Source organism: Kitasatospora papulosa, from assembly GCF_000717245.1.
Taxonomy (GTDB): domain Bacteria; phylum Actinomycetota; class Actinomycetes; order Streptomycetales; family Streptomycetaceae; genus Streptomyces; species Streptomyces papulosus.
The window spans coordinates 490,079-515,586 of sequence record NZ_JNYQ01000002.1 but is presented as its reverse complement, the minus strand read 5'-3'; the positions used below and the strand labels follow the sequence as shown (position 1 = coordinate 515,586).

Below are 25,508 nucleotides of genomic sequence, written 5' to 3'. Positions count from 1 at the left end.
CGGAACGACCGTGCGGAAGACGTCGCGTCCGGGCGGGAGTCCGGTCACGGGAGTCCGGTCATTGGGAGTCCGGTCACGGGAGTCCGGTCACGGGAGTCCGGTCACGGCAGTCCGGTCACGGACGGATCCCGCTCACCGGACCGGGCTGAGCTCCGGATCCTCGCGGAGCTTGCCGAGCGCCCGGGAGACGGCGCTCTTGACCGTGCCGACGGACACACCCATCACCTCGGCCGTCTGCACCTCGCTGAGGTCCTCGTAGTACCTCAGGACGACCATGGCCCGCTGCCGGTCCGGGAGCTTGAGCACGGCACGCCACATCGCGTCGTGCAGGGACTGCTGCTCGGCCGGGTCGGGGGCGGGCGCGGTCTCCCTCTCGGGCAGTTCCTCGCAGGCGAACTCGTCGACCTTGCGCTTGCGCCACTGCGAGGTCCGGGTGTTCACCAGGGCACGTCTGACGTACCCGTCGAGCGCCCGGTGGTCCTCGATGCGCTCCCAGGCGACGTACGTCTTGGTCAGGGCGGTCTGCAGCAGGTCCTCGGCGTCGCTCGGGTTCGCGGTGAGGGAACGCGCGGTGCGCAGCAGCACGGGGCCCCGGGCGCGCACGTACGACGAGAACGACGGATAGCGGCGGTGTCCGGCGGAGGCAGCGGCCGCCCTGGAGGCGCCGGTGCAGACTGGCGTGGTCATACCTCCACGCTAGGAGCGGGCGCGCACGAGGGGATCGGCCCCAGGTCCCGAAGCCACGTCCGCCTCAGGTTGTAGGGGTCGGGCGGCCCCCACCTCCTGAAGGTGGAGGAACGGCACACCCGCCTCAGGGTCCTCACCCCGGGGCGGGCGCTCGCACCGTCGACAAGGGCCGCCCGTGCGGCGGCGCCGGCCGACGCCGCCGCAGGGCCCCCGGTCAGTTCACCCAGAGCGGCGAGAAGATCACGTACACGTTGTAGGTGGACTGATCGATGTAGGCGAAGGGCGACTGGCTGACCTGGACGGTGTTGCTGTGGTTGGAAGCACCGGCGCCCACGGCCTGCTGCTGCGACGTGGACGAATTGCCGGTGTTGTCCCCGCCGACGCCGCCGGACCCGATGGTCGCCACCCCCGCGTTCGACCCGTCACTCGCGAACGCACCGTTGTCGGCTGCGGCGACTCCCCCGAACAGGGCGGCGGCCAGCGGCAGAGCGGCGACGGCGGCGAGAGCGCGAGCGGTACGGATGGTTGCCATGTCAATTCCTCCAGGAACCCAAAATGCGGCTTGATACGGCTGGTTCCGAAGCAGTTGGCCGACCGCCCCGGTACTGGTCACGACGTCGCGGGTGCAGAGATGCCCGCCGCATCCGAGCCGAACCACCCATGACGCGCGCTTCCCCCGCACGTATGAGCCCCGCCCGGTAAACCTCCCGCGAGAGTGACCCTTCCACCGCAGGCAGGCCCTGCCCCCTTCCTTTCTTCGAACGCTTGTACGAAAATGGCTCCATGGCCACCACCGACCGGCAGACCGCCACTCTGGCCCTGGCCCATGCGCTCTCGGCCGCGGAGCGCGGGCTCCCCGTCTTCCCCCTGTCCGCCTCCAAGCTCCCCGCGCTGCGCTCACCGCACCGGGACGAGACCCCTCCCGTGCACTGCCGGGGCGCCTGCGGGCTCCCCGGCCACGGGGTCCACGACGCCACCACCGACCCGGCCACCGTCCGGGCGCTCTTCGCGGCGGCGCCCAGGGCCACCGGGTACGGCATCGCCTGCGGACGGCAGCCGCACCGGCTGATCGGCATCGACCTCGACATCGACACCACGCACGGCAACGACTCCGTGGCCGCACTGCGGCAGTTGGCACTCCAGCACCTGTTCACGATCCCGCCGACCGTCACCGTGCTCACGCCCAGCGGCGGCCGGCACCTCTGGCTGACGGGCCCGCCGGGGGTCTCCGTACCCAACTCCGCGGGCCGGCTGGCCCCCGGTATCGACGTACGCGGGGCGGGCGGCTACCTCGTCGGCCCCGGCTCGGTCACGACCCACGGCCGGTACCGGCTCGCCCCGGGCACGGCACATCTGGCACCGGCCCCCTGCCCCCGCCCCCTCCTGCGCCTGCTCACACCGCCACCACGCCCCCGCCGCTCCTCCGCCGTCCCGGCGTCCTCGGAGCGGCAGGCCCGGCAGGGAGAGGGCCTGGTCCAGTTCGTACGCGCCGCACACGAGGGCCAGCGCAACACCCGGCTGTTCTGGGCCGCCTGCCGCGCGTACGAACACGGCTTCGGCGACGACCTCGCCCCCGCACTCACCGAGGCGGCGGTCGCCACCGGCCTCACCGAGCAGGAAGCACGCGCCGCGATCGCCTCGGCCGCCCGCCTGACCATCCAGCGGCCGAGCCGATGAAGGGGCCGCTCAGCTCCTGAAATGACGTCAGCGAGCGCCGACCGAGCCCTCGATCCGACGCCCGCCCCGCCAACCACGGAGACGGTCACCGGGGCCACGTCCCGACCACGTCGGCCACGGGAACGGCCCCTGACCAGGTTGCCTGGTCAGGGGCCGTCTCTCTGCGGTGGGTGTGGGATTTGAACCCACGGTGACTCGCGCCACGACGGTTTTCAAGACCTTTCGCGGGTCGGGCGGCTTCTGGACTCCGCCGCAGGTCAGACGGGTACAGGCCTCCTGACGGAGCCGTTGTCATCGGCTTCGTGCCCGCTACGTGTCCCTCGCTCAGCATCGTGACTCTTGATGCCAGGCGTAGACACGGACCGGGTCAAGGTGAAGTTCATTCGGGCCCAAACAATCGGCCGCCCAAGTGGCCAGGCGGGAGCCGCAGGGGCAGGCCAGGTTGGGGCCGTGCGCGCCGGTGGGACCGCAGCACCCAAGCCAGTTGTCCCCGAGGGTGAAGGGTTCAAGACGCGGCACAGCATCGTCCGGGTGAAGGACAAAGCTGTCACGGGCTCCGGCGGACGTGGTGACATGGGAGTCGGCTCTCAGCAGCTCGCGTCCCGTGCTGCGAGCAAGGCGGGAGGATACGTCGGCGACGACGAACGGAGCGCCCCAGGGGTTGGGGTCGATGGCATAGTGCCCCCTGGGAACAGTGGAGCAAGCCCGACCGGTCTTCTTGTCCCGGCCATGATCGGAGTCAGCCACTTCCGGAACGATCGGCAGCGCCACCAGGTCTCCAGTGAGCGCGACCCCACATCTGGCGCAGTAGAGGACGGTCATACATCGGGTTTTACCTCGTGCCGGGCCGGGCCGTCCAAGGGGTTGATCAGGAAAGCGGCCCCCGACCAGGTACATGGTCAGGGGCCGTTCAACTGGCAGGAGAGGCAGGGTGGTCAGCTCGAAGCGACACCGGCAGGGCCGTCGTCGGTGTCCGACCCACTGAGCCAGCTGTCCGCCGCTTCCGCCACCTGGTCGTCTCGACCAGCCACGGGCCGGGCGTAGTGCCGAGTGGTCACGCTCGCGTTCGAGTGCCCCAGCCGCCGCGCGGCGGTCATCACGCCGTACCGGTCGGCGACCCACGTCCCGTGCGAGGCGCGGAGATCGTGCGGCGTGACGTCGGTGAGCCCGGCCGCCGCCACGGCGGGGTCGAAGTACGCCTTGCGCCACTGGTTGTAGCGCAGAGGCTTGCCGCCGGGCGTGACGAAGAGGAGAGCGTCCTCCCCGCCGGGCAGCGTCTCCAGGTGCCGGCCGATCCGCGCCGCGAGTGACGGCCCGATCCGCAGGACCCGCTTCTGATGGGACTTGGGTGTGTCGAAGACGAGGGTGCCATTCGCTTCGGCCAGGTTCTCATCGACGAGGACCAGGCCGCCGGACACATCGATGTCCGCCCGCCGCAGCGCGAACGCCTCTCCGACCCGCAGACCCGCGTAGGCGAGCAAGGAGATCAGCAGGTCATGCGGTTTCGTCGCGTTCCGCACGATCCGTGAGGCTTCCAGCGGGGTGAGGATGTGCGGCTCGGTCTGCGGCATGCGAGGCAGCTTCACACCCCTGCACGGGGTCTGCCCGATCATCTCGTTGTCGACGGCCGCCCGCATGATCTGCGAGAGCACCCGGTAGGCCTGCCTGATCCGCGAGGCGCTGAGACCACGGGTCTTCATCGCACCGACCCATTCGACGATGGTGATCGGCCGAAGGCTGGACAGCTCACGATCACCGAGCGCCGGAACGATCAGCGAGTTGATCAGGGATCGGTACGACGCCTGTGTCTTGTGCTTGAGCTGCGGGGAGACCGCGGTGAGCCATCGTGCCGACCAATCGCGGACGGTGGTCCGTCCCTCGGCGGGGTCGAGCCAGCGGCCCTCCTCTATCTCGATTCGCTTCCGTGCCAGCCAGCGATCGGCGTCCGTCGTTGTCGCGAACGTCTGATCAGCTGCACGCAGCACGCCGTCAGGCCCCGGATACCGAGCCTGGAACCGGCCGGACGGCAGCTTCCGAATCCGGCCGAAGGCGCGGCGGGCTTTACGCTTGGCGGCCATCAGGCAGCCCTCCGGTACGAGTACGCCGAGGTGGGCCGCAGGACGATCGGCGCCACCGTGTGGGCACTGACGTACTCCTCCACGGCGCTCTCGGGGATGCGGACATGTCGGCCGACCTTGACGAACGTGATGCGGCGTTCCTCGATGAGCCGGCGTGGGAAGCGGAGGCCGGTGCCGAGGCGTTCGGCGACCTGATTCACGGTGAGCAGTCGGTCCGCCACGGTCACCACTCCCCCTCGTTGGCAGTGCGGTCCTTCAGTGCGTCCCGGGCGGTCTCGCGGTTGGTCTGGAGGTCACGGGCGATGGTGGCGGCCAGAGCCCCTTCGCCGGGGGTGTGCCCGTGGCCGACGTACTGCCAGTCCGCCAGGACGAGGACGGTGTCCGGTTCACGGTCGGCCAGGCCGAGGACCGTCGCTTCCTGCGCAGCGCGATAGTCGGCGCGTTCCTGGCGGAGGGCGCCGAGGGTGGTCGAGTAGGTGCGGGACTTGGACGAGAAGTGGCCGCGAAAGCCGAGCATGTGGGCCCAGGCCCAGAGACGCCGGTCCGGATAGAGGGTGTCGAGCTCACGGCATGCGGTGATGAGCCGACGGGTGTGATCGGGAACGCGGTGGCGGTCGAGTTCGGCGAGTTCGCCGATGCGGCGGTCCAGGGTGCCGGTGTTCTCGGCGGCTTTGGTGGCGTACTTGGCCACGTACGAGGCAACAGCCTGTTCGGTGACATCTGAACCGTCGCCGAAAGCCTTGACCGGGCGGACGTCGAGCTGTCGGCCCCACCGGAAGGTCCGGGCCGACTGTTCACCGGCAGCCGGGACGGAGACCGACGTGTACGAGTGCGCGGCTGCGGCGCGTATCGCGTCGGTGAGGAGATCGACCGTGGCCCAAGAGGGCGGCGGCGTACGAGGTCCCTCCGGGCCGTCGAGACGTATGACGGCGTGGAAGTGGAGGGCTCCGCGCTTCTGGAACTCCGCGACCTTGCCGAAGGAGACGCGGAGATGGTCGCCCAGCTCACGGCGTGGGATTCCTGCGTGGATGGCGAGTTCGCGGCGGAGTCGGGTGGTGAAACGCTGCCAGAGCTCCCCGGCGTGGTTGTTGAAAAGCACGGCGCCCGCGTAGTCGTAGGTCTCCGGGTCAAGGGCGGAGCCCAGGTCTCCGGAGTCCGGGGCGTGTGCCGTGCCGCAACCGCAGGTGCCCCGGTCGGGGCGGTTGTGGACGGGGCCGAACGAGGGTGCGGTGAGGGTGGCGAAGACGCGCGGGTGGTCGCGGACAGCGGCGGTGATGTCGCGGCGATCGTCTCCGGCGAGGCCGGCACGGATCAGGTGGTAGGTGTCGCCCGCGTAGGTCCAGGCACAGGAGGGGCAGCGGGAGGCACGGCGGTTGCCGCAGGCGATACGGAGGCGTCCGCCCGGCTCGTACGCGGTCGAGTAGCGGTGCAGGGTCTCGCCGGTGGTCTTGTCCTTATGGGTTACCCAGCCGCTCAGATGGACGGGGTCGGCACAGCCGCCGGTACGGCGGATCTGGTCCTCCCAGCGGGTGTAGTCGGAGGCCGAGGCCACCCGGAGGACGTCCCCGAGGACGGTCGGGTCGAGCTGTGGGGCGGGCATGGACCGCTTCTGTTCCGAGGGTGAGGGCCGGTGGGCCATGCTGGGAGTTCCTTCCGGTTGCGAGATCGATCGGTGGGTACGGCTCCCGGGCGGCGGATGCTTGGCGGTATCGAGGCCGCCCGGGGGCCGGTCAGCGGCGTTTGGCGTCGGACGCGATCAGGGAGCGCACGACGACCGCACAGACGGCGACCGATGCGCTGGTGACGGCGACCGCCAGGAGCAGCGAGACCAAGACGGTGCCGACGACCAGGACGACGGCAGTACCGGCACCGACGAGCGCGACCGCGGTGCCGGGGGTGAGCTGTACGACCGGACGGGACGGCTCAGGGGCGGCGGCGGGTGCCGGGGCAGGCGTGCCCGGCGTGATGGTGGTCGGCTGGACGACGGCGGGCGGGGTGACCAGGCCCGAGGGCTGCGGCATGGTCGGGATCTTGGGCTGGAACATGGGTGGTTCTCCTCTCCCGGGCGCGGGTTACTTGACGGCGGTGTCGATGACGGAGGCGACGAGGCTGTCGGCGAGGAGGTAGCCGCCGAGGAGGAGTACGCAGATCAGCCACGCCGGCGGGCGGAAGAGCTTGATGCCGAGGTAGCCGACGACCAGCAGGGCGATCCAGAGGGGGACGTCCATGGACGCTGTCTCCTATCGGACGGTGCAGCGATGGGTACGGGCGGCGAGTTGGGCGGCGGTCCGGCTGGAGTAGTCGGCGGACCAGCCGCAGCGGTCGGCAGTGCAGACGGCGGCGTGGGCGGTGCGGTCGCGGTGGGTGCCGATCTGCACGGGGCCGATACGCATCACGGAGTGGAAGCTGTCGCGGGCGGGCATGTCGGTCAGCCCCTGTCGGTCGTCGGGTCGGTGTACTGGGCGCGGATGCTGCGGGCGGTGGCCGGGTCGTCGACGCGCCGTGCGGCTTCCTCGGCGAGCAGGTGGGCGAGGAAGGGGCGTCCGGCTGCGGCCATCTCACGCGCTCCGTCGAGGTAGTCGTCCACGGTCAGGTCGGCGGGATCGTGGGTCATCTCAGTTCTCCGTTGCGGTCAGCTGAGGCGGGCGGCGATGGCGTCGGCGAGGTGGGGCGGAACGCCGAGGCGGGAGCGGAGGGTGTCGGTGTCGATCGGTGATCCGGTGCGGGTGCGGTACTCGTCGGCGACCTTGCGGGCGTGGTCGATCAGCACGGCGGGAACGGGCGGATCCGGGGGCGCGGCCGGTTGCGAGGACAGGGGCGTTGTCGCAGGGGGTTCATCGGCCAGGGATGGGATCGGGGCGGCGTCAGGCGTACGCGCTGGCTCGACGTCCTTTGTCTCCGTGACGGCGGCTGGCGGAGCTGGCTCCGGCTTCCCCGACGAGTGGGCGAGGAGTGTGCCGCCGAGGAAGGCGAGTGCGGGCCATCCGGCGATGCCGAGCCGGAGCGGGGCCGGCGGGTCGGCCAGGTCGAGGAACCCGGCGGTGGCGACGTTGGCGCCGAGCGAGGCGAACAGGGCGATCAGGAACCAGCACCAGGCCAACCGGGACGGACCCTCGCTGCGCAGCCGACGCCAGGCGGCGACAAGGAGCAGGTCGACGCTGACCGGGTAGGCCCATGCCTTCCAGCCGTCCTGTCCGGCCGCGGCGGCGAGGTCGTGCAGGTGGGCGAAGGACAGAGCTCCGGCGATGACCGCCTGGATCAACACCGCGTCGATCCGGAGACCGTGACGGGCGCCCATCAGGAGTCCTCAGCGGGGTCGGAGTCGTCCGGGAACGTGCCCGGCGGCGGCTCCGGCAGCGATACGGCGAGGGACGGGCTGACGACGTCCACGAAGTCGAGGTCGGCGTCGGCCATGTCGGCGTACAGGGCGAGTTGGCCGAGCAGGAGCACGGTCCGGGCGAAGTCCTCGCAGTCGGGGCACATGGCGGTTCTCCCTTCTCTGGGCATGGCGGTGGTAGGGACTCGGCGCGAAGACGGTCACGCCTACCGGGTGGGGGGAGAGTTCAGGCGGTGGCCGGAGAGGCCTTCGCCGATGGCACAAGTTCGGTGGCGGTGCCGGTGGTGGGCCGGAAAGGGGCCAGCTCGGGCAGGTCAGGGGTCCTGTCGGCGTACCGGTTGCAGAGGTTCACGGCCTGGCGGAGCGAGGTGTGCGGAGCACGGATGCGGTGCCAACCGCCGGACGCGTCTCCCGCGATGGCGAGGCCTCGCAGTTCGGCGGGAATCTGGATGGCGGCGAGGACCGCGTCCGGGGCGATGTCGCCGAAGGCCATGTTGGCGGAGGTCTCGTCGTTGAGACGGTGGGCGGTGCGGCCGGTGAGTTGGGCGCGGAGCATGGTGATGCCCTTGCCGAGTTCGGAGCCGAAGCGCTGTCCGCAGATTTCGAGGTAGATACCGGCGGCGCGGCCGAGCTGCGCGAGACGGACCAAGGCGGTGATGATGCGGTCCCGCCGCCTCTCCTCCTCCTTCGTTGCGTACAGAGCGAGTTCGGCCACCTCGTCGACCAGGACGACGACCGGGGTCGGGCGGAGCCCATCAGGCAGGTCCCAGATGTCGGCGGCGATCTCCGCGTCCGGTACATCGACGGTGATGCGCTGCTGGGTACGGATGAGGCGGTAGACGTCCGCCATCCGCGCCACGAGTGCATCGAGGAGTTCGGCAGCGGTGTCCGGGCTGTCGGCCAGCGCTGAGAACCGGCGCGCCAGCGGGAAGAGTTCGACCCCTTGCTTGCAGTCGATGCCGACGAGGGCAACGTCCAGAGGAGCAAGGCCGGCGACCAGGTTGCGTTGGTAGACCGACTTGCCGGACTCCGTGGCGCCGAGGGTGAGGGCATGAGGTATCGCGCGGTAGTCGCGGTAGTGCACCGACCCGTCCTCCCGGAGGGCGACCGGTACCCGCATCGCCCGGGTCTCCGTCTCAGCAGGCATCTGCACCCGCTTGAGCACGTCGTATCCGGTCATCCGCACCTCGACGACACCGGACCGCACCTCACGCGAGGTCACGCCGAACATCGAGAACGAGTGCCGAAGCCGGTCCGAGGCCGCAGCGATGTCGAAGACGTCTTGGCCGGGACCGAGCTTGAGTCGGAGGACCAGGCCGGTGCGAGTCGGCCGCAGTCGCCGGATACGCGGTGGGCGGGGCTCAGGTATCGGCTGGTTGGTGGCCCGAGCCAGAGCTAACCGCCACCGCGCCGGCGGAACGGTCAACCCGCACGCGTCCATGACCGAGCGGTACCGGACCAAGACCCGCAGCGCGGCCAGAGTGACCCCGAAGGCCAGCCAGTACCAGGCGGGCCGCCGCCACCGCAGGAGACCCGCAGCGGCGACGACCAGCACCAGAGCGACCGTGAAGGCGGTCATGACTAGGCCGCCTTCGACCCTGCGGCGGCGACGTCGGCGAGCGAGGTGACGGCGACCGCGCGGAACGCGATGCCGTGCCGCCGCTGGCCGTTGAAGTCGTTCTCCCACGGACGGGCGACCAGGCCGGTGAGCGCGACCGGCGTACCCATGGACAGCTCACCGGTGATCCCGGGCTCCGGAACGGTGACGGACAGGATCTCCACCTCCTCGTTCGCCGCGAACATCACGTCCACGGTCATGAGCTGAGCACCGGTCTCCATGTCGGTGGCGATCTCACCGGTGCGGCGGTCACGGACCTTGACCAGCGGAGGCTTGGCGACCATCACGACAGCGCTGGAGGTGTCGACGGGAATCTGACGCACAGCAGATCACTCCTCTATAGATGCTGAACTCCGCCACTCATGTATATGAGTGACATGAAGAAGAGTGCCCGACTCCTGTACATGAGTCAACCCGTCGCGAAGAAGAACTCACGACGGGTTGCGGAAAGTTGAGGGGACGTCAGTCGTCAGCAGGGATCCGATACTCGAAAACGAACTGGTCAGCGGCCATGAGCGTGTCGCACACCTCGACCACCCGACCCGCAGTCGTCCGGGCCTCCCGGATCAGGTGAACCACGGGCGCACCCGGGCTAAGCGTCAGTTCCGACGCCTCCGACTTCGAGGCCGGGCGCGCTTGCAGCGTCTCGACGAACTCCGCGAACTCATGCCCGTGGTCTTCGAGTCGGGCATAGATGCCGCCGCCCCCGGGGTTCTCGGCGAACAGCTCCGGGATCTCCTTCACCACGTCCCAGGGCAGGTACGACGAGGCGGTCTCCACCGGGGTGCCGTTACGGAAGTAGAGGCGCCGGCGGGCCAACACCTGTGTACCGGCGGGAACGCCCAGACGCTCGGCCGCATCCTCGGGCGCGTCCATGGGACCGATGTAGAGGACGCTGACTTTCGCGGTGGCGCCGGACTGGGCCGACTCCGCGAGGTAGGCAGCCTGGCCACCTTGGCGGAGCGAGCGCCGGAACCGATCGGAGGAGCGGTGCCGTACGGGGGGCCGATTTTTCACGATCGAGCCTTTGCCATGCCTGGTCTCGACGAGCCCACTCGTCCGTACCTCGACCATGGCCTTACGGATCGTCCCGCCGGAGACCCCGTAGCGATCCACCAGCTCGGACTCGCTCGGCACCATGTCGCCGGCCTTGAGCACCCCCGCCCGGATCTGCTGCACGAGGTCATCAGCGATCTGCACATACCGAGGACCGGAACCGGCCCCTCCCGCCGCAGTTCCCATAGTCCTTCCCTGCCTCCTATGCTCCTCTACATGAGTCAATCACAGGAAGCGGCACCCACTCCCCTGCACTCCGTGTCCGTCGCCGGAGTAGTGGTGCGCGAGGACGGCCGCCTCCTGGCGATCCGCCGAGCCGACAACGGCACCTGGGAACTCCCCGGCGGCATCCTCGAACTCAACGAGACGCCGGAAGCCGGCGTTGCCCGCGAGGTCTGGGAAGAGACAGGCATTCACGTCAAGGTGGATCAGCTCACCGGCGTCTACAAGAACACGACCCGAGGCATCGTCGCCCTGGTATTCCGCTGCAAGCCCTCCGGCGGCACCGAGCGCACATCAAGTGAGTCGACAGCCGTCTCCTGGCTCACACCCGACGAGGTCAACGAGCGCATGGCCGAGGTCTACGCGGTCCGTCTCCTGGACGCCTTGGACGGCAACGGGCCTCACGTGCGGAGCCACGACGGCAAGCAACTGATCACAGCGGGATAAGACTTTCTCTACTTCATCAAGGCCCGCGCACGGCGCGGGCGCGCGCCGCCTCTGCGGCGCGGCCTGCCTCCTGTCTCCGCCCCGGCTAGCCGCGCCCGGCGGCGCGCTGGCGAGCTGCGGGCAGAAGGTGGGGGCCCCGCTGTGGCTGGGGCGGTCGGCTCCACGGCTTTAGCCACCTCCCCGGTTCGGGTCCCGCGCCGAGCAAGACCAGGGGGCCACTCGTTCAAATTCCGGGCAGGATCACAGCCTGCCCGAGTTGCCGGCCAGCGTACGGCCCCCTGATCATGCTCGACCCCAAACCGGGCAGGACACCGGCCAAACCCGCTCCGCCGACCTATGCGCGCTCTACAGGATCCGTTGAGCATGCGCAGCAATATCAACTTGATGCCTCTGCCCCGGAATAGACCCCCGTCGGCTTATCTGTTGCGTGGTTGCCCACAGCAAATCCGGGTGCCCTGAATTCATAAGACTGCGGAGCTCAGCCTCTTGGTCAAGATTCGGCGTTAGCTCATAAATGTCTGCGACCAAGATTTCAAGCGATTGCGCATGAGGGCTATAGCGAATTTTATCCACATCGCGCCTGACATAGTTGTGCATGATGTGCGGAAAATGAGAACTCGGCAAAATCGAGGAAGCAACGAGCTCCTCTTGGAACTCACGCCACGGAGAATCCTCGCGCCCCTGTCGTGAATTAAACCAGTTAAAGAAGCGTGCGATTTGGCGCCCGGGTACACGAACGCGAAGATCACCCCTACTCGACGCATCGAAAGGCACTAGATCGTCATCCGTCACCCCCATAGCAAGCAACTTACCGCTGCCTTGTGCCGTCACTTTGTGAACACCACCGACTGGCTGGAACTGCGGGAATCTGCGCCCACGGATCAGAAGGTACTTGTCATCGAGCTTAATCCTGAACAAGTAAGAAGTGGAAACACGAATGCTCCGATTCCTATACCTGGTCGAGTACCATAGGTGTCTTATATCTTGACGATTTTTACCAACTTCATCGAGTGTAGGTATGAGCATTCCCACACTAAATCCCGCCACAAGGTTGACCGCTGTCGGGTTAGGCAGGTAGAAACTCACTATTCCGCTCACCAGTGCGGCAAGAAAATAAGACACTAGTCGGACCATAATTGTCACCAACTATCTAGGCAGAGGGATTTTCGGGTTTTTGAGTAGATAGCGACAAACCCAGGCCAGTTCCGATTCCGATCCAGCGAGCCGCTCAAGCAGCCCATTGGAAACTGAACGAGCCTCGTACATGGCAACAAGCAGAGCACGACGGACACTAGGATTCGCCTCATCCTCATACTGGCGTCGCAGAAGCTGACCGTCCGCCGGCGAGCTAAATCTCCCCAGATACCGCGCAGCAAACTCCCGCGGCAGGTTGGATTTGTTTTTATTCTGCAGGATCTGCCAGGAATGATCCCGAATCTTACGCGACCTGATTTCCTGGCGCGCTGCAGATTGAAGCACGCGCTGCTCCAGATAGTCGTAATCCTTCCCGGCTACGAGGGACAGCGTGGATGCGAGCACCCTACCGATAGCAATACGGCGACTTGGGAAGCACTCCAAATAGTCCAACAAGTTGCCAGCCAAATGGTGGCTCTCTATCAAGTTCTTCATGACCCAGGGAATTGCACGGTCATCACTGAGCCATACTCCCATGCGGTAGAGCGCAAATTTTACATCTCGATCCTTCTGGTTCCCCGATATGGCCTGAGTGAAGAGTTTATAAAGTCGATCATCAGCGCCCATCTCGCCAATTTTTAGCCCATAATTGATTGCATCTTTCTCAAGGTTTTCCAACTGCGTGACCGACTCGGAATTATCAAAGATGTCCGTCTTCGCTGCAGACATTGAAAGCCGTCGAGACCGCAAAATGGAGTTGATCTCCAACAAAATACTTCGCAGGGCGGTCCAATCGGTGTCGAAAATCATCATATCGTCCGAGTATCGTAGATAATTGACCTTAGACCTGTATACGAACTCGTCCACCGGCAAGAGGTACATATTTGCAAGGATGCCCGAAGAATCAGGCCCTTGCGGTATTCCCCACGCATGGCTGGATGACTGGAACATCTGCAGGTATTTATCCAGAAGCCCCAACACTCTCGGATTAGCATTTAAGGTTTGCAGGTCCACCGAAAGTGTGCTCACGTCAATGTGCTCATAAAAAGACACTACGTCAGTTCGGGCAAGCTGAAAGGGGGCCGAGTTAATTATCTTGACGCCTTGCTTCTGCATGTTCACCCAAGAGTTAACAGGTGTCCAGAATTCCTTTCCCCCATTGCTCCAACGGGCGCTATAGACCGCATCCCCGACCTGATGATCAATCAGATCAGCGATCGCAAATACTAGCGTGTCATAAACGAGACGATCGTGCACTGTTAGTCGCGCAATTGGGCGGACCCCGACGGGGTTCTTGGGCAGGTCTATGATCTCGACATAATCGGGTCCAACCTGTCCACTCCGAAGGCTCTTTATTACCTCTGCTCGAAACTTAGGCCAGTTAGAGGATATGTCTCGCAAATTGATAACGTCGGGAATCTCCGACTGCCCATGCCCGCCGTAGAGTCTCGACCAAGCCTTGTCTAAAAAATTTGCACTAACCCGAGCCATAGTTACGCGAGGGCTCCTGTCCTGACGGCCCGGCAGGACAGCTCGGCCGGGGATGGACGTAACCCTCCCAGGTTACTCAACTACGTCCCGCTAGGGACCAGTTATGTAAGCCAGGCGATGTTTGAGCACGAGCCATGCGTGGTTCCCAAGCTCGCGGCACGCGTGGTGTCCTAGGAACCGACCCTCGGGGCATCCCGCCGGTCTGGCTACCTCGTTGCGGCGAGCAACCGAACTGGCATAACACAACGGGGAGGGGAACCCGAGAACTTCACTCGGGTTCCCCTCGGGAGTCTGTGCTCGGCTGGCGCCGTTGTGCCGCAGCCTCTATCAGATTCGGTGAGGCTCGCGCACTGTGAGCAGATGACCACGGCTGGCCGCAACCCGAAGCACGTCCCTCAGGGAGCCCGTCAGGGCGTGGCCCAGGCAGCGCAGGTCCGTCAGGTCCACGTCCTGGTCGTCGAAGGCTTCCGCGGCCTCTTCCAGCAGTTCGGCCGCCGTGCCGAGTTGGACCGCCTCGATGTGGTCTGCCAGACGGGACATGTAGCCGCCCCGGTCGTCGGTGCTCAGGAAGCAGGGCCTGCCCTCTGGGCCCGTCCACGGAAGCAGTCGCATTTCGTTCGGTGCCGTCATCCTTGTGTCTGCCTCTCGTCGAGCACATGGTGGGCGGTGAAGACGGCATCGACGCGATTTCCCGGGAAGGCCAGGAGCGCCGCTTCGATGACGCGTCCAGTGGAGTCAGTGGCGACACGGGTGATCGCGAGGACAACCGCGGTGGATCCGATCCGGAGGGCCGACGCTTCATCTGGGGTCGGTGAGCGGGCGCAGACCGTCTCTCGGACGGTGGCCGGCGACGGGCCGAGGACGGCGAATCTAGTGACCGCCTCCCGGCACGCGGAGTCGTCGTCGAGGACTCCGGCCGGGACTAAGTCGCGCGGGATGTAGATGCGGGCCAGGCCGTGCGGCGACCCTTGTTCGATGCTGAGGCAGGAGTACTCCGCGAGGGGGCTTCCCGTTGGCACCTTCAGCAACGTCGTCAGGTGCACGGAGGCCGGAACCGTGGTGCTGCGAACCGTGACGCGCAACGTCGGCTCAGCAGCGGTCCAGGGGTCCAGCGTGCCCCAGCCGCCGACGTACATGATCTTGCGGCGGGGGTGACGGACGTAGTTGCCCTTGCCGTGGATCTTCTCGACGAGTCCTTCGCCCTGGAGCACAGCGAGAGCACGTCGCAGGGTCACTGTGCTGACTCTGTACCGGACGGCCAGGCCGGCTTCGGACGGGAGGCGTTCGCCAGGCTTGATGCTGCCCGTCTTGATCTGGTGGCGGAGGTCGTCGGCGATGTCGTGGTGACGAGAAGGCACGGAGCCGGTCACCGCCTTCTCAGCAGTCGCAGGGCGATGAGCCGGGTACGCGTGTGTATGGCCAGCAGTTCGCCCGATTCGAAGACCAGTTGCTTGGCCCCCTGCGGGAGCTGGAGAAGGTCTCGCACCCGGTAGGCCTGGCCGCCGAGTTGGATGATGTCGCCGCGCTGCACCGTGGCCGCAGTGACCTCGACGGGGGAAACCAGCGCGCCGCCTGGTGCTCGGCCCCTCACGCCGTGACCTCCGTAGGCACATAAGGGTCGGGGGTCGAGTGGCACGGGCAGTCACACACCTCGTAGATCACCGGTACGTCGGCCGGCGCCAAAGACGGGGAGGGCTCGATGCAGGAGTGGTGCGTGCCGATCCAGCACGCGATCGAGCGGTACGGGACGGGAGCTGTGCCCGTGGGGTGCGGTTGTCGGCGAGGAGGCATCAGTGGACCCCCGCGAGGGCCGACCAGGCGTCGGCGGGGAGTTGGGGGGCGACGAGCACCGTGCGCGTCCGAACTCGCTCTTCCCACGCCAGCAGGTACGGACGGACAAGCGCGACGTCCTCACCCCTCAGCGGGTAACGGTGGACCGCGCCCGCCGAAGCCCGACCCAGGGCGACGGCCGAAGCGTCAGCGGGTGCGATAACGGTGCGAGCAGCCAGCGGCCGGGAGGGCGTTAAGGGGCGGCGATGCCGGCCCTTCGAGAAGTACCGCTCTCTGGTGAACGAGGCGGCACGGCGGATACGGTTGAGCATGCTGTTCAGCTCCTATCGCTGATAGCCCGGTCCCCCGACATCGCCCGTCGTGGGGACCATTTTGCGTACAGCCGCCCATAAGGTGCGGCCGTTCACACTGGTGGCCAGGAGTCCGAATCGATCGGCCTCAGCCACCACGTCCAGGACCTCCCGCCATGACTCAGCGGAGAGCGTTTCCGGTACTTCCGCCTCGACCGTCGTGAACCGCTTGTGCTCCTCCACGCGCGTGGGGAGCCCGATGGCGGACAGTCGGGCGGCGATGGCCGCCGCGGTCACTCCCGAAGCGGGCACAGGGCAGCCTCCGTCGCCAGCGATCACTTTCAGTGAAGCTAGTTAACTAGATTAGAGCTAGTGGACTAGATTTTCCATATGTCTGAGCAACCGCCGTATCTCCGCATCGCCGACGAACTCCGGCGGCGCATCGCGGAGCACGTCTGGGAACCGGGCGACCGCCTCCCCTCCCGCGCCCAGATCGGCCAGGAGTACGGCGTGGGCGAGAACGTGGTTCGCCGGGCTCAGGAGTTGCTGATCTCCCACGGCGTGCTGGAGGGCCGGGCCGGATCGGGCACATACGTCGCCGAGACCCGGCAGCGAGTACGGGTCGTCCGGTCAACGGCGCGCGAGCAGCCCGGCGGAGCTCCGTTCCGCCAGGACATGAAGGCGCTCGGCAGACAGGGCGACTGGGAGAGCCGGACCGACGCGAAGGTGCCCGCCCCGGTGGAGATCGCGGCGCGGCTCGGGATCGTCGAGGGCGAACTGTGCGTGCGTACGACGTACGAGTTCTTGGCGGACGGCAGGCCGGTGCAGCTGTCGACGAGTTGGGAGCCCTACGACCTCACCGCCGGCACACTCGTCGTCCTCCCCGAGGGAGGGCCGCACGCCGGGGCGGGAGTCGTGAACCGCATGGCCGCGATCGGAGTCACCGTCAGCCATGCGGTGGAGCAGCCTGAACCGCGGCACGCGACCGCCGAAGAGGCATCGCTACTCGGCATACAGAAGGCCGCACTCGTGACGCACATCCGGCGGACGTACTACAGCGACCAGGGCCGCCCCGTGGAGACGGCGGACATCGTGGTGCCCGCAGCGCACTGCGAGATCGTCTACGAGATCCCGATCCATCGCTGAGCGGCCGTACCCCCTTGCGGGAAGTGTCACTACGGCATCATGCGTGCGTGGGAATCGATGTGGAACTGCACTCTGCTCGCCCGGCGCGCAACTGGAAGAAGGCGCGCAGGACGTTTCTGCGACGCTGCTACGGGCACGCCGAGGCGTTGGCCGACGCGCTTGGGTCGCTTCACTATCTCGGCGTCCCTGGTCGCCTTCCAGCCGTCGATCTCTACGGAGACACGGTGATGAACGAGCAGGAAGCCGCAGCAGCACTCATCGAAGTGCCCCGCCTGAAAGAACAGTGCGCGGACGAGCGCCAGCGCGCGGCACTGGACGATCTCGCGGCGGTACTCGAACAGTGCGCAGCAACCCCGGGCAGCTACGTGTGGTTCGCAGGCGACTGAGGTGCAGGTGCTGGTGTCTGTCTCCGTGCCCCCCGCGTGCCCCTTCCGTGCCCGACAGAGCGGGAAGCCAGGGGGAACAGCGGTGCCCGGCGGGGAACGGGCATGGCAAAGACCCCCGACCATACGTACTGGTCGGGGGCCTCTCGCCTGCGGTGGGTGTGGGATTTGAACCCACGGTCACATCGCTGCGACGACGGTTTTCAAGACCGTTCCCTTAGGCCGCTCGGGCAACCCACCCCGCGTCGTCACCGCGCCCCCGGAGGCCGGGGGACGGCTCGATGCGTGGAACAGCCTAGCCGGTCAGCTGTCGCCCTTGCGCTCGCCCAGGGTGAGTTCGGCCGTCTCCGTCCTGCCGTCGCGCTTGTAGGTCAGCGTGACCTTGTCGCCCGGCTTGTGGGTCCAGATCTCGCCGATCAGCGTCGGCCCGCTCTCGACCGCAGTGTCGTTGAACTTGGTGATCACGTCGCCGGCCTTCAGCCCCGCCTTGGCCGCGGGACCGTCCGGGGTGACGGCCGGGGTGCCGCCCGCGCCCTCGTTCGAGATGGCCGCGCCGCCGGTCTTCTCCTCCATCGTCACCGTCGCGCCGATCACCGGGTAGACGGGCTGGCCCGTCTTGATCAGCTGCTCGGCGACGTTCTTGGCCTGGTTGACCGGGATGGCGAAGCCGAGGCCGATCGAACCGGCCTGGGACTGGCCGACGCCGCCGCCGCTGGTGGACTGGATGGCGGAGTTGATGCCGATGACCGCACCACCCGCGTCCAGGAGCGGCCCGCCCGAGTTGCCCGGGTTGATCGAGGCGTCGGTCTGCAGGGCGCTCATGTACGAGTTCTTGTTGCTGGAGCCGTCACCGGAGGCCACCGGGCGGTTCTTCGCGCTGATGATGCCGGTGGTGACCGTGTTGGAGAGGCCGAAGGGGGCCCCGATCGCGATGGTGGAATCACCGACCGCGACCTTGTCCGAGTCCCCCAGGGCCAGCGGGGTCAGTCCGTCCGGGGCGTTCTTCAGCTTCAGCACGGCCACGTCGTAGCCCTGGGCCCGGCCGATCACCTCGGCGTCGTACTTCTTGCCGTTCGAGAACGTCGCGGTCAGCTGACCGCTGTCCGCCGCGGAGGCCACCACGTGGTTGTTCGTGAGGATGTGGCCCTCCTTGTCGTACACGAAGCCGGTGCCCGTGCCGCCCTCGCCGTCGCCGGACTTCGCGTCGATGGTGACCACGCTGGGCAGGGCGCTCGCCGCCACGCCCGCGACCGTGCCGGCCTCGCGCTTGAAGTCCTTCGGGCTGTTGGAGGCCGCCACCGTGGTCGACCCCGAGGAGCCGGATCCGCTGCTGTCCGCGGCCCAGTAGCCGAGGGCTCCGCCTACGCCGCCGGCGACCAGTGCCGCCACCGCCACCGCGGCGACCAGGCCGCTCGCGCGGCGCTTGCGGGGCTGCTCGTCCGAGGGCACCGGGGCTCCCCAGGCCGGGGGGCTCCCGCCGTCGGCGTAGGAGGGGACGGCGGGCGGGGGCGGCGGCCAGGCGGCCGAACCGGCCGGAGGCTGCTGGGGCGACGGCGGCGCGTACGGGTACTGCTCCTGCGCGGCGGTGGACGGACCCACGCCTTCGGTGGACGGGCCCACACCTCCCTGGTGCGCCGCACCAGGGACCTGGGCCGTCGGTGCGTCCGCGGGTGCGGCAGGCGGCGTCTGCGGCGCGGGCGGGGCTCCCTGCGGGGCGCCTTCGGGAGCGGCAGCCGGCACGGGAGGTGCGGACGGAACAGACGGTGCGGACGGAACCGCGTTGCCCTCGTTGCCCTCGTTCTCGGTGCTCACAGCTCTTTACTCCTCGGTTCCACTCGGCATTCGGCAAGAGATCCGCTGTGCACGTGTCTGCGGTCAGCTTTTCCCACAGCACGTCAGGCCACTGTAAACAGGACCTGTGCATCCGCACACCAATCTTTACATCAGGCAAAACGGTCGCGTGCGACAAGGTGTCGGCACCCGACGCGTCTCGATGACACGATGACGCGGTGACCGACGCACGCCTACCCTCACCACAGCCTCCCATCCAGGTCATCGCGCACCGCGGGGCCTCGGACGACGCCCCCGAGCACACCCTGGCCGCGTACCGGAAGGCCGTGGAGGACGGAGCGGACGCCCTGGAGTGCGATGTCCGCCTCACCGCCGACGGGCAGCTGGTCTGTGTGCACGACCGCAGGGTGAACCGCACGTCGAACGGCCGGGGCGCCGTATCCGCCCTGGAACTGGCCGACCTCGCCGCCTTCGACTTCGGGTCCTGGAAGGATCACGAGGAGTCCCCGGACTGGGACCCCGTGCCGGGTGAGCTCACGTCCGTGCTCACCCTGGAACGGCTCCTCGAACTGGTCCACGACGTCCGCGCCACCGGCCGGCCGCTCCAGCTGGCCGTCGAGACGAAGCACCCCACCCGCTGGGCGGGACAGGTGGAGGAGCGGCTGCTCCACCTGCTCAAGCGGTTCGGCCTGGACGCGCCGCCCGCGGACGGACCGTCGCCGGTACGCGTCATGAGCTTCTCCGCCCGGTCCCTGTACCGCGTACGGGCCGCCGCCCCCACCCTGCCCACGGTGTTCCTGATGCAGTTCGTCTCGCCGAGGCTGCGCGACGGGCGGCTCCCGGCCGGGGCCAGGATCGCCGGCCCGGGGATGCGGATCGTACGCAACCACCCCGGCTACATCGAACGGCTGCACCGGGCGGGGCACCGGGTGCACGTCTGGACCGTGAACGAGCCGGAGGACGTCGAGCTCTGCGTACGCCTCGGAGTGGAAGCGATCATCACGAACCGACCGAAACAGGTGCTGTCGCAACTTGGTCGTACCGAGCACCGGTAACAGGGGGTGCACCGGCGCATTCACTCCGCGATCGATCGTTACGAGTGCATCACTGACACAGACATGCCCGGTTTCCGGCGCAGTCCAGGAGGGCATCCAATCCGTGGCGTGGGGCGAAGGAGGTCTCGGGGGTGGCGTTTGTGGTGGCACAAGAAGTGCCGACGTCGTCGAGCATGGCCGTACCCCATGGCCCTGCGGGCGTGGGACAGGCACGGCACCGTATGCGTGAGCAACTGCGCAGCAACGGCGTCTCGGACACCGTGGTCGATGACGCCGTACTGATCCTTTCCGAACTCCTCAGCAACGCCTGCCGGCACGGCAGGCCGCTGGGGAAGCATTCGGAGGTGGGGGACGGTGACATCCGTGCCGCATGGCGTGTGGACAGACGTGGCGACCTGACCGTCGAGGTCACGGACGGCGGCGGCCCGACCAGGCCCGTCCCCTCCACACCGTCGGTCACGGCGCGCGGCGGACGCGGACTCAACATCATCAGCTCCCTCGCCAAGGAGTGGGGCGTGCGGGACGACACGATCGGCGAGGTCACCGTCTGGGCCAGGGTCTCCTCGGGCCGGCACGGACACGGCGGCTTCCCCACGGCGGCCCCGGGTCCCGCGCGGTCCGCACGCCGCGGACGGTCCACGCTGGACGGACTGCACGGAATGAGCGGTTTCGGTTCGCTCGACGGACTGGAGCTCGCCGACGTTCTCGACGCGTTCGACGACGCGGGCTGACGCCTTCGACGACGCGGGCCGAGAGCGGCACGGCACGCGGTACCGCACGGTGGCCCGAGGGCTGCCGCCGCAGGAGTGCCCCGGCGACGACCGGGACGGCTAGGCTCGCGCCCGAGACCGCACTGTCGCAATCGGGAGAACGCCCACCATGGCCAAGAAGCGCCCTCAGTCCAAGGCCGGGAAGCCGCAGCTCAAGGACGGTGAAATCCCGGTCGTAGGAGCTCGCGAGCCCTGCCCGTGCGGTTCGGGCCGCCGCTACAAGGCATGTCACGGACGCGCCGCCGCCCAGGCCGTGACCGAGCTGGTCCAGCGTCCCTTCCAGGGAATCGCCGGGGAGTGCGACTGGATCGCCCTGCGCGAGCTGGTCCCCGCCGCCACCGTCGAGCTGACGCTGAAGGGCGGTCTTCCGGACGGCGTCCCCTCCGTCTCGCTGGCGACGGTGCTGCCGATGGCGTGGCCGGCGCTCCGCCGGGACGACGGTTCGGTGCTGCTCGCCCTGCAGAACGACACCTCGTCCGGCGACCTCAGCCGTGACCTCGCGGACACCCTGCAGCGCGCGCTGGAGGCCGAGCCCGGTACGCCGGTCGCCGCCCGCCGGGTACCCGCCGACGGCCCGCGGCTGCAGGACGTGCTCGACCCGGACGCCGCGTTCGAGCCCGTCGTGCACTCCGGGTTCGAGTTCTGGGTCCCCGACGCGGAGAACGCCACGGCGGAGGTGTCCGCCTCCCTGGAGCGCGCCAACGCGGCGGCCATCCCGACCACCCGACTCTCCGGGGTGGACGCCGCCTACTGGTGCGAGACGCCGGAGAAGAACCACCTGCGCTGGGTGATGCCGCACCCCGAGGAGCAGCTGCTCGACGCCTTGGCCCGGCTGCACGCTGCGGGCACGTCGTCGCTCGGCGAGGGAACCCGTCTGGTGGGCTCGTTCCGCGCCCACGGACTCATGGTCCCGGTCTGGGACCTGCCGAGCGCGATGGGCGCCGAGGAGTGCGAGAAGCCCGCGGCACAGTTCGCGGAGCGGCTCGTCGAGGCTCTCGCCTCGGACGCTCCGCTGACCGGCGAGGAGCGACGCGCACGCGGCGGGCTCACCAACCGCCAGGTGACGCTCAGCTGACGGTGACGAGATCCGGGAAGTGACGGTGACTCCCGTCACAACTCCCCGTACCCGTCGGTAAATCGCTGTCCGAATAGGCGAGATCGAATTTGCTAACGGCAGATCTCTTGTTACGGTTCTGGAAGTCCGGTCGCTGGTGCATCCCCCGTCGCCAGCGGCCGGGCGTTCTCGTTTCCGGGCTCGGCCTACGGGGCGTACGCCGGAGCATTCGGCGTACCGGCGGGCCTGCGGCGTCCGCCCGGCACCGGGTCCGTCCCGGCCCCGGTTCATCCGTCCCGGCCCAGGTCCACGTGCGGCAACGGCCGCGCCCGGGCCGCACGTACGCCCGCCGGCGACGGACTTCGCACCGCGCGCCCACCACCCGTAAGGGCGTTCGCTTTCGGACAGAAACCCGGGCTCGCCGCCGGGTGCCGCGAATGGGCGCGCACGGAAGGCATTCACCTCGGCGACTCCGCGGGCACCGTTCCCCGTCACCGGGTGGGGCCCGGCCGAACCTGATTCGGCAATCGGCGAACAACCGCCGGAAAGCCGGTGGGACCGGCTTTTACTGATGGTGCAATTACACGGACACGGTGTACCGGCCATTCGGTCACGCAGACGCGGAACCGGGCGGCATCACACCCCTACGGAGTGAGCCGCCCGCTGTTCCCGCGTCGGTGGGACCCCGGCCGCTCAGTACGTGAGCCGGCTGCCGCCGTCCGGAGCGCTGTTGCTCGCCTCGACGAGGGCGTCCAGGACGGATTCCACGTCCGGAAGCCACACCGCGTCGCTACCGGCCTCCGGTGCGCGCTCCCAGCGCACCTGCCCCGTACCCACCTCGGACGGAGGCAGGACGAGATAGCCGCCCTCCCCGTGGAACCGCAGAGAGCTGGGCACCCGGTCCTGGGCGTGCAGCAGTTCACCGAGGCGTTCCAGGGTGTACGGAGCGACCAGCAGCGACCACCTGGTGGGCGTCGCCACGACGGGGCCGAGCCGCAGGCCCATGCCGTCGAGCGCGGTCAGCGCCCGGGCGCCCGCGACGGCCGGCAGGCTCAGGGCGCAGGGGGCCTGACCACCGGTGGCCAGGATGACGGGGGCGGTAGGCCTGTTGGTCCACCACCAGCGCACCATGCGGGCGTCGGTGGTCGCCGCGAGGAGGCCGGGGTCGAAGGGGTGTGCGCCGGGTACGGCGCACTCGGGGTCGGGGCAGGCACAGCCGCGGCCGCGGCCGCCGCGTGCGGCCCCCGTCGCCAGCCCTGCTCCGGGGAGCACGGGCCACTTCCGGGCGGTGGCGGAGATCAGCGCCGCGTCGAGCTGGGCGGAGCTTTCCTTGCGCCGGGGCCGGTGCCTGCGTCGCCTTCCGAGGATCTCGCGCATGTGCGCTCGTTCCTTTCCGTTGAACGCCGAGGTCCACATCGCACCACGTGCTCGTTACACCACGTGTGCGTCTCTTCGCTTTGCATGCTTGCTCATCGGAACTGCGGTACGGACGGTCGTCGTGCCGAGCGTGAGCCGAGCAGAGCAGAGTGGAACCGAACAGAATGGAGCTGATCCGAGTCGAACCGGGTTGAGCCGAGCCGAGTCCAGCCAGTACATCGCGCGGTCGGCGTGCGCACCGCGCGTGCCGTCCCTTGTGCAACCCCGCAACTCGGGGGTGGGCGGGCAGCCGTCATGTAGGTGGACGCCCGGGCTCGCTGTCGGGTTCCGGGGCGGTCGCAACTGCCCCTGGCCATCGACGATTACGTACCCAGGATGCCCGGGATGACGCTCCCTCCGGCATTTCACCCCGAGGGTGCCCCCTGTCGAGCGCCCCCAGTCGATCGCAAAAAGCCGCCCCGGGGTGCACTTTTCAGCCAAGTTGAGTGTCCCATGGACACCATAAATATCGTAAGGACAATGCTGGACATCGCCTTACTTTTGCGTGTACATGTGGGGGCGTGTACATGTGGTTGCACCGATAGCGGCGCAGCACGACATGGGGGTTTGCGATGCTATTCGACGGAACGCACCAGTCGGAAAGCCGACTGCCATGAGCGCCCCCCATCCTCCGAAAGTGGCTGGAATCGATTCCATGGTTCCCGTTTCAACGCAGACTGCCGCGCCGCCGGAAGGCGCGAGCGCCGCGCCGGGAGCCTTCATCCAGGACCGGCTGGCCGGGTGGGTGTCCGACCTCACCACGTTGCACGAACTCACCGAACGACTGGCCGGGACCGGCACGCTGGACAGCGCCCTGCACGAGATCCTGAGCGCCGGGGCGGCCCTCGTCGGAGCCGGCCGGGGGCTCCTCGTCCTGGAGCCGTCCGACGGCGGCGGGCCGTCCCGCACGATCGGGCTCGGCCTCGCCCACGCCGAACTGGGGCACATCGAGACGGTGCCCCGCGGTGCCACCGCGTACGGCCGGTTCCTCGAGGGCCTCCCCGATACCGACGGCCCCCTGGCCAGCCCCGACATCCTGGGCGACACCGGCCTCGACCCCCGCTGGCGCGAGGTCGCGGCCCGTCTCGGGTACGCCGCCAGCTACACGCAGCCCCTCACCACCGTGGCCGCCGGAAGGCTGGGCGTGCTCGTCTGGCTGTACGACGAACCCGCCGAGCCGCCGGAGAACCGGCGTCATCTCGTCGGGGTGTACGCCCGCTACGCCGCCGAGCACCTGACCCGCCTGCTCGAACTCGAGCGCACCCGGGCGGAAGCAGCGGCGATCGCCGAGGAGTTCCGTCCCGGCAGGCTGCCCCAGGTCCCCGGGGTGCGTCTGGCCGCCCGCCACCTGTCCGCCCCCGAGGGCGGCGGCGACTGGTACGACGCGCTGACCCTCCCCGACGACGCACTCGGCCTGGCCGTCGGCTCGGCCGGCGGCTCCGGGCCGTCCGCCCTGGCGGCCATGAGCCGTCTGCGCGCCGGCCTGCGGGCCTACGCCGTCCTGGAGGGCGAGGACCCCGTCGCCGTGCTCTCCGATCTCGAACTGCTGCTGCGGCTGACGGAACCGGCCGCCGCGGCGACCGCCCTCTACGCGTACTGCGAGCCGGACCGGCGCACGGTTCTGTTCGCCGGCGCCGGGCACACCCCGCCGCTGGTGACCGGCGACCGTCGTACCGAGTTCGTGGAGACCACGCTCTCCGCACCCCTGGGCATGCTCTCCTGCTGGGAGGCACCGAGTGTGGAGTTCAGGCCCCTGCCCGGCGAGACGGTCCTGTTCTACACCGACGGTCTGCTGCGCCGCACCGGGAGCACCACGGACCGGGCCTTCGCACGGCTGCACTCGGCCGCGGCCGGCGTCCCGAAGGTCCTGCGCCAGGATCCCGGAGCCGTCGCGGACCACGTCCTGCGGGCCGTCCTGCCCGACGGCCAGGACCGGAGCGGTGGCACGGAGGACGTCGCCCTGCTGGCCGTGCGCTTCGGCTGAGCCGGCCCTCCACCGGTAAGAGGTCTTCCGCCTCTGGGCCCCCTTCCGTACGCCCGTACGATGGGGAAGGTCCAGTGTCGT

At 68.4% G+C, this 25,508-nt stretch carries 31 protein-coding genes and 1 tRNA gene; 8 read left to right on the top strand and 24 right to left on the bottom strand.

What is annotated here, in order from left to right; all coding sequences use genetic code 11:
- Positions 1-132: 132 nt before the first annotated feature.
- A complete protein-coding gene (locus tag IA22_RS0107825; protein WP_014155126.1) occupies positions 133-687 on the bottom strand; it encodes a SigE family RNA polymerase sigma factor in 555 nt (184 codons plus the stop codon).
- Between the two features lie 214 nt (positions 688-901).
- The gene (locus tag IA22_RS0107820; protein WP_014155127.1) at positions 902-1,219 is read right to left on the bottom strand and encodes a hypothetical protein; all 318 of its coding nucleotides are present in this window, start codon (positions 1,217-1,219) and stop codon (positions 902-904) included.
- A 251-nt stretch (positions 1,220-1,470) separates the two neighbouring features.
- On the opposite strand from IA22_RS0107820, the gene IA22_RS0107815 reads away from it, so the two are divergent.
- Positions 1,471-2,364, top strand: coding sequence for a bifunctional DNA primase/polymerase (locus IA22_RS0107815; protein WP_030123124.1), 894 nt, complete (start codon positions 1,471-1,473; stop codon positions 2,362-2,364).
- 935 nt (positions 2,365-3,299) lie between these two features.
- Here the strand turns inward: IA22_RS0107815 and IA22_RS0107810 are convergent.
- The 12 genes from IA22_RS0107810 to IA22_RS0107755 form a co-directional block, all read right to left on the bottom strand.
- Positions 3,300-4,442, bottom strand: coding sequence for a tyrosine-type recombinase/integrase (locus IA22_RS0107810; RefSeq protein WP_030123123.1), 1,143 nt, complete (start codon positions 4,440-4,442; stop codon positions 3,300-3,302).
- Positions 4,442-4,663 carry a helix-turn-helix domain-containing protein gene (locus IA22_RS0107805; RefSeq protein ID WP_030123122.1) on the bottom strand — a complete coding sequence of 74 codons (222 nt, stop codon included), beginning with the start codon at positions 4,661-4,663 and terminating at the stop codon, positions 4,442-4,444. The genes IA22_RS0107810 and IA22_RS0107805 overlap by 1 nt, the downstream gene beginning before the upstream one ends.
- A gap of 2 nt (positions 4,664-4,665) precedes the next feature.
- Complete coding sequence (gene repSA, locus IA22_RS0107800) at positions 4,666-6,081, bottom strand: replication initiator protein RepSA (protein ID WP_030123121.1); 1,416 nt, start codon at positions 6,079-6,081, stop codon at positions 4,666-4,668.
- 91 nt (positions 6,082-6,172) lie between these two features.
- Entirely contained in the window at positions 6,173-6,487 is a 315-nt protein-coding gene (locus IA22_RS0107795; protein ID WP_030123120.1) for a hypothetical protein, read from the bottom strand.
- Positions 6,488-6,514: 27 nt separating this feature from the next.
- On the bottom strand, positions 6,515-6,670 hold the full coding sequence (locus tag IA22_RS36400) for a hypothetical protein (RefSeq protein WP_106972196.1): 156 nt from the start codon (positions 6,668-6,670) through the stop codon (positions 6,515-6,517).
- Positions 6,671-6,682: 12 nt separating this feature from the next.
- Positions 6,683-6,865 (bottom strand): mobile element transfer protein, encoded by a 183-nt coding sequence (locus IA22_RS0107785; protein WP_030123119.1) that lies wholly within the window; start codon positions 6,863-6,865, stop codon positions 6,683-6,685.
- Positions 6,866-6,870: 5 nt separating this feature from the next.
- Positions 6,871-7,056: a hypothetical protein gene (locus tag IA22_RS0107780; RefSeq protein WP_030123118.1), complete on the bottom strand. Its 186-nt coding sequence runs from the start codon at positions 7,054-7,056 to the stop codon at positions 6,871-6,873.
- A gap of 18 nt (positions 7,057-7,074) precedes the next feature.
- Entirely contained in the window at positions 7,075-7,740 is a 666-nt protein-coding gene (locus tag IA22_RS0107775; protein ID WP_030123117.1) for a DUF2637 domain-containing protein, read from the bottom strand.
- Positions 7,740-7,925, bottom strand: a complete 186-nt coding sequence (locus IA22_RS0107770; RefSeq protein WP_030123116.1) for a hypothetical protein — start codon at positions 7,923-7,925, stop codon at positions 7,740-7,742. Before IA22_RS0107770 ends, IA22_RS0107775 begins: the two co-directional genes overlap by 1 nt.
- A gap of 80 nt (positions 7,926-8,005) precedes the next feature.
- Positions 8,006-9,358 carry an FtsK/SpoIIIE domain-containing protein gene (locus IA22_RS0107765; RefSeq protein ID WP_030123115.1) on the bottom strand — a complete coding sequence of 451 codons (1,353 nt, stop codon included), beginning with the start codon at positions 9,356-9,358 and terminating at the stop codon, positions 8,006-8,008.
- Between the two features lie 2 nt (positions 9,359-9,360).
- Entirely contained in the window at positions 9,361-9,720 is a 360-nt protein-coding gene (locus tag IA22_RS0107760; protein WP_030123114.1) for an SCO3933 family regulatory protein, read from the bottom strand.
- Between the two features lie 139 nt (positions 9,721-9,859).
- Positions 9,860-10,639: a GntR family transcriptional regulator gene (locus IA22_RS0107755; protein WP_030123113.1), complete on the bottom strand. Its 780-nt coding sequence runs from the start codon at positions 10,637-10,639 to the stop codon at positions 9,860-9,862.
- A gap of 18 nt (positions 10,640-10,657) precedes the next feature.
- Between IA22_RS0107755 and IA22_RS0107750 the strand changes: the two genes are divergently transcribed.
- A complete protein-coding gene (locus IA22_RS0107750; protein ID WP_030123112.1) occupies positions 10,658-11,122 on the top strand; it encodes an NUDIX hydrolase in 465 nt (154 codons plus the stop codon).
- Positions 11,123-11,467: 345 nt separating this feature from the next.
- Here IA22_RS0107750 and IA22_RS35125 read toward each other — a convergent pair whose 3' ends face one another.
- The 7 genes from IA22_RS35125 to IA22_RS37510 all read right to left on the bottom strand — a co-directional run bounded on the left by IA22_RS35125 (position 11,468) and on the right by IA22_RS37510 (position 16,140).
- A complete protein-coding gene (locus tag IA22_RS35125) occupies positions 11,468-12,208 on the bottom strand; it encodes an SMODS-associated NUDIX domain-containing protein (RefSeq protein WP_234434513.1) in 741 nt (246 codons plus the stop codon).
- Between the two features lie 60 nt (positions 12,209-12,268).
- Entirely contained in the window at positions 12,269-13,747 is a 1,479-nt protein-coding gene (locus IA22_RS35120) for an RNA-directed DNA polymerase (protein WP_078468319.1), read from the bottom strand.
- Positions 13,748-14,074: 327 nt separating this feature from the next.
- Complete coding sequence (locus IA22_RS0107745) at positions 14,075-14,377, bottom strand: hypothetical protein (RefSeq protein WP_030123111.1); 303 nt, start codon at positions 14,375-14,377, stop codon at positions 14,075-14,077.
- Complete coding sequence (locus tag IA22_RS0107740; RefSeq protein ID WP_030123110.1) at positions 14,374-15,117, bottom strand: GntR family transcriptional regulator; 744 nt, start codon at positions 15,115-15,117, stop codon at positions 14,374-14,376. The genes IA22_RS0107745 and IA22_RS0107740 overlap by 4 nt, the downstream gene beginning before the upstream one ends.
- A complete protein-coding gene (locus IA22_RS0107735; protein WP_030123109.1) occupies positions 15,114-15,338 on the bottom strand; it encodes a hypothetical protein in 225 nt (74 codons plus the stop codon). The genes IA22_RS0107740 and IA22_RS0107735 overlap by 4 nt, the downstream gene beginning before the upstream one ends.
- Before the next feature lie 199 nt (positions 15,339-15,537).
- Positions 15,538-15,849 carry a hypothetical protein gene (locus tag IA22_RS38200; protein ID WP_030123108.1) on the bottom strand — a complete coding sequence of 104 codons (312 nt, stop codon included), beginning with the start codon at positions 15,847-15,849 and terminating at the stop codon, positions 15,538-15,540.
- Between the two features lie 12 nt (positions 15,850-15,861).
- The gene (locus IA22_RS37510; RefSeq protein ID WP_030123107.1) at positions 15,862-16,140 is read right to left on the bottom strand and encodes a hypothetical protein; all 279 of its coding nucleotides are present in this window, start codon (positions 16,138-16,140) and stop codon (positions 15,862-15,864) included.
- A gap of 78 nt (positions 16,141-16,218) precedes the next feature.
- On the opposite strand from IA22_RS37510, the gene IA22_RS0107720 reads away from it, so the two are divergent.
- On the top strand, positions 16,219-16,974 hold the full coding sequence (locus tag IA22_RS0107720; RefSeq protein WP_030123106.1) for a GntR family transcriptional regulator: 756 nt from the start codon (positions 16,219-16,221) through the stop codon (positions 16,972-16,974).
- A gap of 47 nt (positions 16,975-17,021) precedes the next feature.
- Entirely contained in the window at positions 17,022-17,360 is a 339-nt protein-coding gene (locus IA22_RS0107715) for a hypothetical protein (protein ID WP_030123105.1), read from the top strand.
- A gap of 150 nt (positions 17,361-17,510) precedes the next feature.
- Here the strand turns inward: IA22_RS0107715 and IA22_RS0107710 are convergent.
- Both IA22_RS0107710 and IA22_RS0107705 read right to left on the bottom strand, forming a co-directional pair.
- Positions 17,511-17,597, bottom strand: a tRNA-Ser gene (locus IA22_RS0107710).
- A 63-nt stretch (positions 17,598-17,660) separates the two neighbouring features.
- On the bottom strand, positions 17,661-19,169 hold the full coding sequence (locus tag IA22_RS0107705) for a S1C family serine protease (RefSeq protein WP_030123104.1): 1,509 nt from the start codon (positions 19,167-19,169) through the stop codon (positions 17,661-17,663).
- A 197-nt stretch (positions 19,170-19,366) separates the two neighbouring features.
- Between IA22_RS0107705 and IA22_RS0107700 the strand changes: the two genes are divergently transcribed.
- The 3 genes from IA22_RS0107700 to IA22_RS0107690 all read left to right on the top strand — a co-directional run bounded on the left by IA22_RS0107700 (position 19,367) and on the right by IA22_RS0107690 (position 22,048).
- A complete protein-coding gene (locus IA22_RS0107700; RefSeq protein WP_030123103.1) occupies positions 19,367-20,203 on the top strand; it encodes a glycerophosphodiester phosphodiesterase in 837 nt (278 codons plus the stop codon).
- A gap of 131 nt (positions 20,204-20,334) precedes the next feature.
- The gene (locus tag IA22_RS0107695) at positions 20,335-20,934 is read left to right on the top strand and encodes an ATP-binding protein (RefSeq protein ID WP_078468317.1); all 600 of its coding nucleotides are present in this window, start codon (positions 20,335-20,337) and stop codon (positions 20,932-20,934) included.
- Between the two features lie 148 nt (positions 20,935-21,082).
- Positions 21,083-22,048, top strand: coding sequence for a DUF5926 family protein (locus IA22_RS0107690; RefSeq protein ID WP_030123101.1), 966 nt, complete (start codon positions 21,083-21,085; stop codon positions 22,046-22,048).
- 672 nt (positions 22,049-22,720) lie between these two features.
- Here the strand turns inward: IA22_RS0107690 and IA22_RS0107685 are convergent.
- Positions 22,721-23,404: a bifunctional DNA primase/polymerase gene (locus tag IA22_RS0107685; protein WP_014155150.1), complete on the bottom strand. Its 684-nt coding sequence runs from the start codon at positions 23,402-23,404 to the stop codon at positions 22,721-22,723.
- Between the two features lie 598 nt (positions 23,405-24,002).
- On the opposite strand from IA22_RS0107685, the gene IA22_RS0107680 reads away from it, so the two are divergent.
- A complete protein-coding gene (locus IA22_RS0107680; protein ID WP_237691387.1) occupies positions 24,003-25,427 on the top strand; it encodes a PP2C family protein-serine/threonine phosphatase in 1,425 nt (474 codons plus the stop codon).
- Positions 25,428-25,508 lie beyond the last annotated feature (81 nt).